Below are 13,351 nucleotides of genomic sequence, written 5' to 3'. Positions count from 1 at the left end.
ACCAGGAGGACGGATGTCCCGGCAATCCCTCGCGGAGGGCCTACAGCTCTCCGGAGGTGACCAAGGCCTCGTGGCCGTGGTCGCCGTGGTCGCCCTGGCTGCCCTCGTCGTCGGATATGTGCTGCTCCGGGAGGTGCTGGCCGCCGGCCAGGGCACCCCGAAGATGCAGGACATCGCCAAGGCGGTTCAAGAGGGCGCAGCGGCCTACCTCAACCGGCAGTTCCGCACGCTCGGCATTTTCGTCGTCATCGTGTTCGTGCTGCTGTTCCTGCTCCCTGCGGACGACATCGCGGAACGTATCGGCAGGTCGCTGTTCTTCATCGTCGGAGCGGTGTTCTCCGCGCTCATCGGCTACCTCGGCATGTGGCTGTCCACCCGCGCGAACGTGCGCGTGGCCGCCGCGGCGAGGGAGACCGGCGGTCGGGAGAAGGCGATGCGCATCGCCTTCCGCACCGGCGGCGTGGTGGGCATGTTCACCGTCGGCCTGGGCCTGTTCGGCGCGGCCGTGGTCGTGCTGGTGTACACCGGCCAGGCCCCGAAGGTGCTGGAGGGCTTCGGCTTCGGCGCCGCGCTGCTCGCGATGTTCATGCGGGTCGGCGGCGGCATCTTCACCAAGGCCGCCGACGTCGGCGCGGACCTGGTCGGCAAGGTGGAGCAGGGCATCCCCGAGGACGACCCGCGCAACGCGGCGACCATCGCGGACAACGTCGGCGACAACGTGGGCGACTGCGCCGGCATGGCGGCCGACCTGTTCGAGTCCTACGCGGTCACGCTGGTCGCGTCGCTGATCCTCGGCACGGCCGCGTTCGGCGCGAAGGGCCTGCTGTTCCCGCTGATCGTCCCCGCGATCGGGGTGCTCACGGCGGTCATCGGCGTCTACATCACCAGTGCGCGGACCGGCGAGAGCGGCCTGTCGGCGATCAACCGCTCGTTCTACATCTCGGCGGGCATCTCCGCCGTGCTGTGCACGGTGGCGGCGTTCGTCTTCCTGCCCAGCTCGTTCGGGGCGCTGGAGGGTGTCGAGGACGCGGCGGTCAAGGCGTCGCCGGGCAGCCCGGCGATGATCGCGGCCATCGCGGTGATCATCGGCATCCTGCTCGCGGGCGTCATCCTGTGGCTGACCGGCTACTTCACCGGCACCGAGCACAAGCCCGTCAAGGAGGTCGGCAAGACCTCGCTGACCGGCGCGGCGACGGTGATCCTGTCCGGCATCTCGGTCGGCTTCGAGTCGGCGGTCTACACGGCGCTGGTCATCGGCGCCGCGGTCTACGGCGCGTTCCTGCTGTCCGGCACGCTGGTCGTGGCGCTGTTCGCGGTGGCGCTGGCCGGTTGCGGCCTGCTCACCACGGTCGGCGTGATCGTGGCCATGGACACCTTCGGCCCGGTGTCGGACAACGCCCAGGGCATCGCCGAGATGTCCGGCGACGTGGACGGCGAGGGCGCGCAGATCCTCACCGAGCTGGACGCGGTGGGCAACACCACCAAGGCGATCACCAAGGGCATCGCGATCGCGACCGCCGTGCTGGCCGCCACCGCCCTGTTCGGCTCCTACCAGGACGCCATCAAGCAGGCGCTCGGCGACATGAAGGACGTCGTCGGAGACCTGCCGGTGGCGTTCAGCAACGTGGTGTTCTCGCCGAACGTGCTGGTCGGCATCGTGATCGGCGCGGCGGTCGTCTTCATGTTCTCCGGCTTGGCGGTGAACGCGGTCACCCGGGCCGCCGGCGCGATCGTGTTCGAGGTGCGCCGCCAGTTCCGCGAGAACCCCGGCATCATGGACGGCTCGGTCAAGCCCGAGTACGGCAGGGTCGTGGACATCTGCACCAAGGACTCGCTGCGCGAACTGGCCACCCCCGGCCTGCTCGCGGTGATGGCGCCGATCGCGGTGGGCTTCGGCCTGGGCGTCGGCCCGTTGGCGGGCTACCTGGCGGGCGCGATCGCCACCGGCACCCTGATGGCCGTGTTCCTGGCCAACTCGGGTGGCGCGTGGGACAACGCCAAGAAGCTGGTGGAGGACGGCAACCACGGCGGCAAGGGCTCCGACGCCCACGCCGCCACGGTCATCGGCGACACCGTCGGCGACCCGTTCAAGGACACCGCCGGCCCGGCGATCAACCCGCTGATCAAGGTGATGAACCTGGTCTCGGTGCTGATCGCGCCGGCCATCGTGACCTTCTCGTTCGGCCCTTCCGAGTCGGCGGGCGTGCGGTACGCGATCGCGCTGGTGGCGGTCGCCGTCATCGTGGTCGCGGTCGTGGTGTCCAAGCGGCGCGGCACGGCCATCGCGGACTCCCCGGCGGAGACCTCGGTGCGCAACGGGGCCGTGTGACCGGCTGATCGTCGCCGTGTGACCGGCTGATCGTCGGAAGCGGGCGTCCTCCCCCGTGGGAGGGCGCCCGCTTCCGCGTGTGAGGGCTTGCTCGCACGGGCACACTGTGGGTTCCGGCGTTTTCGAAGGAGAGTCCGTGATGAGGATCCGCCTTGCCGTCGTGGCCGCCGGCGTGGCGCTGGCCGCCGGGTGTGGGTCTGGTGGCGACGACCCCGCTCCGACGTCGTCGGCCGCGTCCGGCACCTCCGGCGACCCCGTCGCCTACATGGACAAGGTGTGCTCCGCCGCCTCGTCCTTCGTGTCCGTGCCGAAGACGCCGCCGAAGCTGGACGTGAACGACCCGGTGAAGCTCAAGGCCGACATGAGCGCGTACATGGGGCAGATGGCGGACGCGTTCACCAAGACCTCCGACCAGCTTCGCAAGGTCGGCCCGTCGCCGGTCGCGGGTGGCGACGAGCAGGTGTCGAAGATGGCCACGACGTTCTCCGACATCGCCACGTCGTTCAGCAACGCGAAGGCGTCCGTCGAGCAGGCGGACGCCAACGACCCCGTGGGCGGGCTCCAGGCCGCCGGGGAGGCGATCACGCGGCTGGACCAGTTCGCGGAGCCCCTGAAGCAGCTGGAGGCCACGCCGGAGCTGCGGGAGGCGGCGGAGAAGGCCCCGGCCTGCCAGGCGCTGCGCACTCTGCGCCCGTCCACACCGGTGACCCCCACCTCGTAGTAGGTTCGCCGGCGTCAGTTCGGACATTGGGGGGAATTCCTCGTGAAGCATCGCATCGCACTGGCCGGGGTGTTCGCGGCCGTCCTCGTGACGGGCGCGTGTTCCGGCTCGTCGGGCTCGTCGGGGTCGTCCGGGTCGTCCGCGGCACCGACGACGACCACCACCACGGCGGCCTCGGCCGACCCGGTCAAGTGGGCCGGGACGTTCTGCGAGGGCATCACGCCGACCATCGAGGGCGTGGTGGAGCTGCTGAAGACCATGCTCGGCGGCGGGGGCACCGACCCGGCGGCGCAGAAGCAGGCGCTGCTGGACTACGCCACGAAGTCCGGCCAGTCGCTGGCCGACGCCGGCAAGAAGCTGGACGACCTGGGCGCGCCGTCACCCGAGGCGCAGGCCCTGCACGACGAACTGGTGAAGTTTTTCACCGATTCCGGGAAGTCGTTGAACACGGCGAGCGAGGAGCTGGCCAAGCTGGACCCCAACGACCCGGAGTTCGCCACCAAGTTGGAGCAGCTCGGTGGGGACGAGGCCGACCCGACCAAGCTCCAGGAGCAGATCAAGAAGCTCCAGGAAGACCCGAAGCTGGGCGCGGCCCTCAAGGAGGCGCCCGAGTGCGTCGCCATGGGCGAGAAGCTGAAGGGCCTGGGCGGCTGATCACGGCCTGACCGTCTCCGGCCGGGCGGGATCGCCCGGTCGGAGACTGGTCGTTCTCGAACGTGTGTTCTACGCTTCGGGATCGTGGGGCAACTGTCCTTCTTCTCGGCCGAGGCGCGCCGTCCCTGTGTCGCCGACCTGGCCGGGCTGCTGTGCGGGCCCGGTCGGGCGGTGGGTTTCGCGCGCGGTCGGGCGGCCCGGATCTCCGTGCACCTGGACGAGCGGTGGCGGGGGTTGGCGCTGGTCGCGGCGCTGGCCGAACGGGGGGTGCAGGCGAAGCTGTCGGTGGTGCGCCGGCCCGCGGTCCTGCCGGAGCCGGACGGCGGACCCGCCGAGCCGCCGCGGGAGGACCGACCGCACGACACGCCGGACGACCGCCGGCTCTTTTCCACCGACACCGGAGCCGACGCCGGGCCCGACGAAGTCGTACCCGATGGGATCGGGCCCGACGAGATCGTGCCCGACGAGGCGGAGCCCGATGGGGTGGTGTTCGGCAGGGGCGGTGCGACCGGGCACGAGCGGCCCGCGAGCGAGCGGGACGGGTCTGCCGGGCAGCGGGCCGACCAGGCCGGCCCGGATCACCCGGAGGTCGAGGGCGACCCGTCCGACCAGGCCGGGAGCCGCCGGCCGCAGACGGACCCGGCGGTGGTCGGCGGCGAGCTGGAGGTCGCCACGGCGTTCCGCACCGATCTGACCGGCCTGGCCGGTCAGTGGCTGGCGGGGGAGGCCAAGGTGGTGCCGGCCGACTTCACGTTGCACGGCGGCGTGCTGCGGCTGTGGGCGCTGGCGTCGGGTCGGTGGGTGGAGTCCGGGTACGTGCTCGGCCTGGACCCGGAATCGCCCGGTACGCACGAGCCGCTGCAAAAGGCGTTGGCGGCCTCGGGGCTTCCGGCCACACTGCTCAAGACCGGTGGACCCGCGCTGCGGGTGGTGGGACGGCGGCGGTTGGAGCGGCTGGCCGAGCTGGTCGGGCGTGCTCCGCGTGGAGTCGTCGAACGCACCTGGCCGGCCGCGTAGCGGTCCTCCTGGCGGGCGATCAGGCACAGTTGTGTCACCCTGTCCCGACCAGGGCTGCCCAGGCGGCGACAAAGGACAGTGCACACTGGCGGATCGGGACACAGTGTTCGGAGAGAGCGGGACGGCGTGGCTGGATCGACACGGGCGAAGAAGAGCAGCGGGGGATCAGCGGGCGGCAACCGGCGGTTGGTGATCGTCGAGTCGCCCGCGAAGGCGCGCAAGATCGCGTCGTACCTCGGCAACGACTTCGTCGTGGAGTCATCCAAGGGACACATCCGCGACCTGCCGAGGGGCGCGGCGGACGTGCCCGCCAAGTACAAGGGGCAGCCGTGGGCGCGGCTGGGCGTCGACGTCGACCACGACTTCGAGCCCCTCTACGTCGTCACGCCGGACAAGAAGGCGACCGTCGCGGAGCTGAAAGAGCTGCTCAAGGACGTCGACGAGCTCTACCTGGCGACAGACGGCGACCGGGAGGGCGAGGCCATCGCCTGGCACCTCCTGGACACCCTCAAGCCCAAGGTCCCGGTCCGCCGGATGGTGTTCCACGAGATCACCGAGCCCGCGATCCTGGCCGCCGCCGCGAACCCCCGCGACCTGGACCAGGACCTGGTCGACGCGCAGGAGACCCGCCGCATCCTGGACCGCCTCTACGGCTACGAGGTCAGCCCCGTGCTGTGGAAGAAGGTCATGCCGAAGCTCTCGGCGGGCCGCGTGCAGTCGGTGGCGACCCGGATCGTGGTCGAGCGGGAACGCGAGCGGATGAAGTTCGTGACCGCCTCGTACTGGGACGTCTCGGCGACCATGGACGCCGGCGGGAGCGCTTCGCCGCGCACGTTCGGCTCCCGGCTGGTGGCCGTGGACGGCGTGCGGCTGGCCACCGGGCGCGACTTCGAGTCGACCGGCCGGCTGAAGGAGGGCTCGGAGGTCCGGGTCCTGGACGAGGCCCAGGCCCGCGCCATCGCCGAAGGCCTGGCCAACGCCGCCATGACGGTCTCCTCGGTGGAGGAGAAGCCGTACACGCGCAAGCCGTACGCGCCGTTCATGACCTCCACGCTCCAGCAGGAGGCGGGCCGCAAGCTGCGCTTCTCCGCGGACCGGACGATGCGGACCGCGCAGAAGCTGTACGAGAACGGCTACATCACCTACATGCGCACCGACAGCACCACGCTGTCGACGACGGCCATCAGCGCGGCCCGGGCGCAGGCCACCGAGCTGTACGGCGCGCAGTACGTGTCCAAGGAGCCGCGCCAGTACAACCGGAAGGTCAAGAACGCCCAAGAGGCGCACGAGGCCATCCGTCCCGCCGGCGAGGTGTTCCGCACGCCCGGCGAGGTGGCGCGGGAGCTGGAGTCCGACGAGTTCAAGCTCTACGAGCTGATCTGGCAGCGGACCATCGCCTCGCAGATGGCCGACGCGCGCGGCAACACCACGAGCGTGAGGATCAGCGGACGCACCAGGCACGGGATTCCCGGCTCCGCCGGGGAAGTCGGTGAGAACGTCACGTTCGCCGCGTCCGGCCGCACCATCACGTTCGCGGGCTTCCTCAAGGCCTACGTGGAGACGGTCGACTCGGAGGCGGGCGGCGAGTCCGACGACGCCGAGTCGCGGCTGCCGCAGCTGGCGAAGGACCAGTCGCTGGTCGCGACCGAGCTGTCCGCCGACGGGCACTCGACGTCGCCGCCGCCGCGCTTCACCGAGGCCAGCCTGATCAAGACCATGGAGGAGCTGGGCATCGGCCGCCCGTCCACCTACGCGTCGATCATCAGCACCGTCCAGGACCGCGGCTACGTGTGGAAGAAGGGTTCCGCGCTGGTCCCGTCCTGGGTGGCGTTCGCGGTGGTGGGGCTGCTGGAGCGGCACTTCGGCCGGCTGGTGGACTACGACTTCACCGCCGCGCTGGAGGACGAGCTGGACGGCATCGCCGCCGGCCGCCAGGAGCGCACCACGTGGCTGTCCGGGTTCTACTTCGGCGGCAACGTCGGTCCGGAGTCCTCGGTGGGCCGTTCGGGTGGGCTGAAGAAGCTCGTCGGGTCGAGCGTGGAGCAGATCGACGCCCGCGAGGTGAACTCGATCCCGCTGTTCGTGGACGTGGAGGGCCGCACGGTCGTGGTGCGGGTCGGCCGTTACGGGCCGTACCTGGAGCGCGAGGTGGAGGGCCCGGACGGCGAGCAGACCTCGCAGCGCGCGAACCTGCCGGACGACCTGCCGCCGGACGAGCTGAACCGGGCGGTCGCGGAGAAGCTGTTCGCGACCCCGCAGGAGGGCCGTTCGCTGGGCAACGACCCGGTCACCGGCAACGAGATCGTGGCCAAGGAAGGCCGGTTCGGGCCGTACGTGACCGAGGTGCTGCCGGAGGCGCCGGAGGGCACCAAGAAGGCCCCGAAGCCGCGCACCGGGTCGCTGTTCAAGTCCATGTCGCTGGAGACGGTGACGCTGGACGACGCGCTGAAGCTGCTCTCGCTGCCGCGCGTGGTCGGCAAGGACCCGGAGACCGGCGCGGAGATCACCGCGCAGAACGGCCGGTACGGGCCCTACTTGAAGAAGGGCACCGACTCGCGGTCGCTGACCGACGAGGACCAGCTGTTCACGGTGACCCTGGACGACGCGCTGAAGATCTACGCCGAGCCGAAGAAGCGCGGCCGGGCCGCCGCCGCGCCGCCGTTGAAGGAGCTGGGCGCGGACCCGGTGTCCGGCAAGCCGATGGTGGTGAAGGAGGGCCGGTTCGGGCCCTACGTCACCGACGGCGAGCTGAACGCGTCGCTGCGCAAGTCGGACAGCGTCGAGGGGCTGACCGACGAGCGCGCGGCCGAGCTGCTGGCGGAGAAGCGCGCCAAGGGGCCGGTGACCAAGAAGAAGGCCCCGGCCCGCAAGAAGGCGCCCGCCAAGTCGAAGAGCTAGCGGGATGATGGGGCGGTGGACGACTCCGGCCCGGACGGCACGCAGGACCCACCGCCGCCTCGCCTGTTCCCGGACCCGCTCGCGGGCCTGGTGACGGGTGGGGCCGCTGCGCCCCGGCCGTTCCCGGACGCCCTCTCGGGTCTGGTGACCGGTGGTGCCACGGCTGCCGCGGCGTTCCCGGACGCCCTGGGCGGGCTGGTCGCCGGCGGTGCGGTGCCCTTCGCGGACCCGCTGGTCGGCCCGGACCTCCTCGCCGGCCCGGAGCTGACCGGCGGGCCTGGCGCGGTGCCCCCACCGGCTCCGGTCGTCCCGGACCGGCCGGCCCCCGCCCCGGATCGGCGGGTCTCCGCGCAGCGTCGCAGAACTCCGGCACGCAGGCCTCCGGCGCCCCGGACGGCCCCTCGTGCGCCGGGCCCGCTCCGCCCGGCGCAGCCTCCCGCTCCGTTCGCGTCGGGTCCGACCGGCACGCAGCTACCGGTGCCGTTCGCCATGCGGCAGGTCGAGTCCCCGCAGCAACGGACCGCGCCGGAGCGCAAGAGCGGCAGAGGTGGGCCGGCCGGCTGCCTCGCCGTACTGGCCGTGCTGAGCGGGCTGCTGTTCAACGTGCTGCGTGAGATCATCGGAGCGGTGGCGGAACTGTTCAAATAACGGCGTGATCACCTGAACGGTGGATGCGGTCATCCGGCCGAATCGTCCCGGCTACCCTGTTGCCTGCACGAATGGCGGGGGTGAGCACCATCCGAGACGGCGGCACAGCTGGTTCGACCAGTCACCGGATTCGCAGCGTGTTGGCGATCCGGCCGTTCCGCAGGCTGTGGGGTGTCACCTATCTGTGCAGCGTCGGTGACTGGCTGTCACTCCTGGCGCTGACCGGCCTGGTCTCCAAGCTGACCCAGAGCTACCAGTGGGAGAGCTTCGCGCTCAGCCTGGTGGTGCTGACCCAGTTGCTGCCCGGCATCCTGTTCGCCCCGCTCGGCGGGGTGCTGGCGGACCGGTTCGACCGGCGCAGGATCATGGTGGTCTGCGACCTGCTGCGCGGCGGCCTGTTCATCTCCATCGCCCTGGTCGGCACGGCCTGGTGGCTGTTCATCGCGAACTTCCTGGTCGGCTGCTGCGCGATGCTGTGGATCCCGGCCAAGGACTCGGCGGTGCCGAACCTGCTGCGCCGGCCCGACCAGGTGGAGACGGCCAACCAGCTCGGCCTGGTGATGACCTACGGCATCTCGGTGATCAGCGGCGCGGGCCTGTACTCGCTGATCTCCGGCATCCCCGGCTACTTCCACCTCCAGAACACCGACATCGAGTTCCGCATCGCCACCATCGCCGTGATGGTCAACGGCGCGCTGTACGTCACCTCGGCGATCCTGGTCGCCACCCGCATCCCGGAGCTGTCCGGCCGGGCCTCCGCCGCCAAGCGGGACAAGGGCGAGCGCGAGGGCTTCTTCGCCATGCTGCGCGGCGGCCTGCGGTTCGCCGGCCGCACGCCGCTGGTACGCGGCCTGGTGATCGGCATGATCGGGGCGTTCGCGGCGGCGGGCGCGGTGATCGGCACGGCCAAGCTGTACGCGTCGTCCCTGCTGGGCGGCGACTCGACGTTCGGCCTGCTGTTCGTGGCGGTGTTCGCGGGTCTGGCGCTCGGCATGGCGATCGCCCCGCAGATGGCCCGCCGGCTGACCTACGACCGGCTCTTCGGCGTCACCATCGTGCTGGCCGGCCTGAGCCTGATGCTGGTGGCGTTCGCCCCGCACCTGTGGATCGCGCTGATCGCGGTGGCGCTGGTCGGCGGGTGCGCCGGGATGGCGTTCCTGACCGGTCTGACCATCGTCGGGTCCAAGGTCGAGGACGCCATGCGCGGCCGGACGGTGGCGCTGCTCCAGTCGCTGCTGAAGGTGGTGCTGTTCGCGGCGTCCGCGGCGGCCCCGCTGCTGGTGAGCCTGGTCCAGCAGCAGACGATCACCGTGTTCGGCCACCGGATGCAGGTCGACGGGACGCGGCCGGTGCTGTTCGGCGCGGCGGTGATCGCGGCGCTGCTCGGGCTGATCGCGTACCGGCAGATGGACGACCGGCGGTCCGAGCCGATCCTGTCGGACCTCCTGGCGGCGCTGCGCGGCCGGTCTCGGCGGGGCAGCGGCGTGCTGATCGCGGTCGAGGGCGAGAGCCGGGCCGACACCTCCGCCCAGGCACGGCTGCTCGCGTCGGCGTTGCGCTCCGCCGGGCACCGGGTGCTGCTGGCCTCCGACCCCGACCTGGACGAGCAGCGGCTGCGCAACCTGCTGACCACGGCCGACCTGGCGGGCGTGCGGGCGCACGCGCTGGTGGCCGCGGCGGTGCGGGCGGACGTGGTGGAACGCGAGGTGCGGCCCGCGCTGGACACCGGGTCGCTGGTGGTCATGGAGCGGTACGTGGACAGCCCGCTGGCGCACTTCAGCGCGGTGGGCAGCGTCGAGCCGCGGGAGATGGAAGGCCTGGTCGACTGGGCCACCGGACGGCTGCGGCCGGACGTCACCGTGCTGCTGGACCGGACGCCGGTCGGGTCCGCCGGGCCGTTGGACGCGGTGGGGCACCACTGGCGGGTGCAGCGGCTGCTGACCGAGATGGCGTCGGCCGATCCGGAGCGGTACGTGGTGGTGGACGCCGACGGCACGGTGGACGAGGTGGCCGAGCGGGTGCGGACCGGGGTGCTGCCGCTGGTGGCCCGCGCCTCGGTGCGGCCGGTGGTGGAGAGTTCCTGAAAGCTCGGTAGGTTGGTCGGTCGTGGGCACCAGGGGTGTGTGGAGCGAGGTCGTCGGTCAGCCCGACGTGGTGGGCGTGCTCAGCGCCGCCGCCGAGGCCGCCGCTGCCATCGTGGCCGGCGGATCGCCGGCTCCCGGGGCCATGACGCACGCCTGGCTGTTCACCGGACCACCCGGCTCCGGCCGTTCCGGTGCCGCGCGGGCGTTCGCGGCGGCCCTGCAGTGCTCGGTCACGGACGACCGGCCCGGCTGCGGTGTGTGCGCCGGGTGCCACACCGCGTTGGCCGGCACGCACGCCGACGTGCGGGTGGTCGCCCCCGAGGGGCTGTCCATCTCGGTCGCCGAGATGCGGTCGCTGGTGCAGGTGTCCGCCCGCCGCCCGACGTCCGGCAAGTGGCAGGTGGTGATCATCGCCGACGCCGACCGGCTGACCGAAGGCGCGGCGAACGCGCTGCTCAAGGCGGTGGAGGAGCCGCCGGAGCGGACCGTGTTCCTGCTCTGCGCGCCGTCCGACCACCCCGACGACGTGTCGGTGACCATCCGCTCGCGCTGCCGGATCGTGTCGCTGGGCACGCCGCGCGTGGCCGCGATCGCGTCGGCGCTGGAGGACGAGGGCATCGCGCCGGACGTGGCCTCGTGGGCGGCTTCGGTGTGCGGTGGGCACGTGGGCCGTGCGCGGCGGTTGGCGACCGACGAGTCGGTGCGGGCGCGGCGGGAGTCCGTGCTGCGGATCCCGCTGGGTCTGCGGCGCGCGGCGGACATCTTCACGAGCGCGGACAGCCTGGTGCAGGCGGCCGAGGCGGACGCGTCGACCGCCAACGAGGCGCGCGACGAGGCCGAGCGGCACGCGTTGGAGACCGCGATGGGCGCGGGCGGCACCGGCAAGGGCACCGCGGCGGCCACCCGGGGCGCGAAGGGCGCGTTGAAGGACCTGGAGAAGCGGCAGAAGTCGCGGGCCACCCGGACCCAGCGGGACTCGCTGGACCAGGCGCTGGTGGACCTGGCGGCGTTCTACCGGGACGTGCTGGTGACCGCGTCCGGCGCGGCGGCCGTGCTGAACCACCCGGACCGCGCGGCGGACGCCCGGACCGCCGCCGGGATGTGGACGCCGGAGTCGACCCTGCGGCGGCTGGAGGCCGTGTTGGCGTGCCGGGACGCGCTGGAGCTGAACGTGAAGCCGCGCATCGCGGTGGAGGCGATGCTGACCACGCTCCAGCGCGGCTGACCCGCCACGACCACCCGGCGCGGTCGCGGCCCGTGAGCCGTGCTCCTACTCGGATGCGGGCGGCTCGGTGGTCGGTCCGGTGGTCAGTCCGGTGACGGGCTTGAGGGGGCGTCGCCGCATCGGCAGCGCGGCCACCACGACCACGCCGGCCAACAGCAGCGCGGTGCCCGTCCAGAAGATCGGGATGGTCTTGTAGGCGGCGTTCGTGTACGCCAGCGGCGGGTTGTCCTTGGGCGGGGCGGCCTGCCCGCCGCCACCGGGTGGCGTCTGGACCGGCGCGCACACCACTCCGCCGTTCGGGGCGGCCGCACGGACGATCTGCTCACCCAGGGACACCTGTGCCAGCGCCGACGGCAGGTTCGGCAGACCGAGGGCATCGGTCGGCAGCAGCTGGAGGTCGAGCAGCCGCGCGGTCGCCCCGAGCATGAACCCCTTGATCACGGGGCCGCCTTGCCGGAGCGGGCCGTCCAGCACCATGGACTTCTCGTTCAGCTGCGCGACCTGCAGGCGCAGCACGCCGATGTCGAGCTTGCGCTCGGCGAGACCGCCGACGACCGGCAGCTTCAGGTCGCCGAGCACCGGGATGCCGATCGGCACGTCCAGCTTCGGGTTGGCCGCGTCCAGCGTGCCCAGCTCCCGGCCGCCCTGGCTCACCTTGAGGACCGGGGCGGTGTAGGTGACCCGGGAGGTGCTCGCGTCACCCGTGGACAGCGCGGTGAGCGTCGGCTGTCCGACCACGTCGATCCGGATCTCCATCGGGGTGCCCGCGAGCAGCCGGACACTGGCGGCCTGGAGGGTGGAGGTCGACTTGACGGCCTTGTTGGCGCTGCCGGGGAGGTCCACCAGCTCGACGGTCGAGCGGGCGCTGAGCGTGTCCGGCAGGCTGAGCAGCGAGCCCTGCGCGCCGGTGTCGGCGGAGCCGGAGAGCAGGCCGCCGAGCCGGCTGAGCGGGCCGGAGAGGCCCTTGAGGCTGTCGATCAGGGTCTGCTTGGCGTTCGCGTCGAGCTTCGGCGTGTCCTGGGTGAGCATCCCGGTCAGGTCCGTGGAGCCGGGCAGCGTCGGGATGGCGTTGAGCACGGACAGGCTCGCGACGGACGTCCCGGCGTCGGCCAGCGGCTGCACGCACGGGCCCAGCCCGTCGTCCCAGCGGGCGTGCACGCTGCCGTTCAGCAGGCCGACCTTGAGCAGCGTGTCCAGCGGCGTCTGCGGCGGGTTCAGGCCGCCGGTGACCGGTGCGGCGTTGTCCGGCGAGGCGGTCTGCACCAGCGTGCCGGGCGTCTGCGGCGCACGTCCCTGGACGGCGAAGCCGAGCGGGGAGGCCTGCGCGACGGCCCGTTCGTAGGCCAGGAACGCCTCGGTGTTCGCCTGGGCACTGGCCAGCCCGACCCCGATCTCGGCGGCCGACTGCTTGGGCAGCGACTCCCCGAACCCCGGCAGGACGGTGTTCGTCGGCGTCGAGTCCGGCGCGAGCCGCACCACCGCCAGCCCCGTTCCGGCGTCCCCGATCGCGTGCGTCGCCGACTCGGGCCCGGCTGAGACCGGCGGCTGGTTCGGGTCTCGGGGCCCCGGCACCGGAGTCGTCGTGGGCTGGGCCAACGCGGGAGCGGCGCACAGCGCGACCAGCACGGCGGCGACAGGCAGGGCCATCAGGCGCATCTGGTCGGACCTCCCACGGCGGCGACGTCAGGTGCGGCGCTCGCGTGAGCGGCGTCACTGCCGACCCTAACGAGCGGACCCCTATTCGGTGACGGTCGACGCCTGGGCTATAGTTGTCG

At 72.2% G+C, this 13,351-nt stretch carries 9 protein-coding genes; 8 read left to right on the top strand and 1 reads right to left on the bottom strand.

The genetic code is table 11. The features are described from left to right. Positions 1–13 precede the first annotated feature (13 nt). From FHS29_RS16290 to FHS29_RS16255, 8 genes are all read left to right on the top strand, one after another. Positions 14–2,329, top strand: coding sequence for a sodium-translocating pyrophosphatase (locus FHS29_RS16290; protein WP_184691477.1), 2,316 nt, complete (start codon positions 14–16; stop codon positions 2,327–2,329). A 139-nt stretch (positions 2,330–2,468) separates the two neighbouring features. Then, positions 2,469–3,050: a hypothetical protein gene (locus FHS29_RS16285; RefSeq protein WP_184691476.1), complete on the top strand. Its 582-nt coding sequence runs from the start codon at positions 2,469–2,471 to the stop codon at positions 3,048–3,050. 42 nt (positions 3,051–3,092) lie between these two features. Next, positions 3,093–3,704 carry a hypothetical protein gene (locus tag FHS29_RS16280; protein ID WP_184691475.1) on the top strand — a complete coding sequence of 204 codons (612 nt, stop codon included), beginning with the start codon at positions 3,093–3,095 and terminating at the stop codon, positions 3,702–3,704. Positions 3,705–3,788: 84 nt separating this feature from the next. Next, a complete protein-coding gene (locus FHS29_RS36835) occupies positions 3,789–4,721 on the top strand; it encodes a hypothetical protein (protein WP_246440314.1) in 933 nt (310 codons plus the stop codon). A gap of 126 nt (positions 4,722–4,847) precedes the next feature. Further along, a complete protein-coding gene (gene topA, locus FHS29_RS16270; RefSeq protein WP_184691474.1) occupies positions 4,848–7,619 on the top strand; it encodes a type I DNA topoisomerase in 2,772 nt (923 codons plus the stop codon). A gap of 15 nt (positions 7,620–7,634) precedes the next feature. After that, a complete protein-coding gene (locus tag FHS29_RS16265) occupies positions 7,635–8,267 on the top strand; it encodes a hypothetical protein (RefSeq protein WP_184691473.1) in 633 nt (210 codons plus the stop codon). Between the two features lie 71 nt (positions 8,268–8,338). Beyond that, positions 8,339–10,351 carry a bifunctional MFS transporter/dTMP kinase gene (locus FHS29_RS16260; protein ID WP_246440313.1) on the top strand — a complete coding sequence of 671 codons (2,013 nt, stop codon included), beginning with the start codon at positions 8,339–8,341 and terminating at the stop codon, positions 10,349–10,351. A 22-nt stretch (positions 10,352–10,373) separates the two neighbouring features. Further along, positions 10,374–11,576, top strand: coding sequence for a DNA polymerase III subunit delta' (locus FHS29_RS16255; protein ID WP_184691471.1), 1,203 nt, complete (start codon positions 10,374–10,376; stop codon positions 11,574–11,576). 45 nt (positions 11,577–11,621) lie between these two features. Here FHS29_RS16255 and FHS29_RS16250 read toward each other — a convergent pair whose 3' ends face one another. Then, positions 11,622–13,232, bottom strand: coding sequence for a hypothetical protein (locus FHS29_RS16250; protein WP_184691470.1), 1,611 nt, complete (start codon positions 13,230–13,232; stop codon positions 11,622–11,624). Positions 13,233–13,351: the final 119 nt, after the last annotated feature.

This window comes from Saccharothrix tamanrassetensis, from assembly GCF_014203665.1.
Taxonomy (GTDB): domain Bacteria; phylum Actinomycetota; class Actinomycetes; order Mycobacteriales; family Pseudonocardiaceae; genus Actinosynnema; species Actinosynnema tamanrassetense.
The sequence above is the reverse complement of the archived record's forward strand: the minus strand, read 5'-3'. Positions and strand labels throughout refer to the sequence as shown.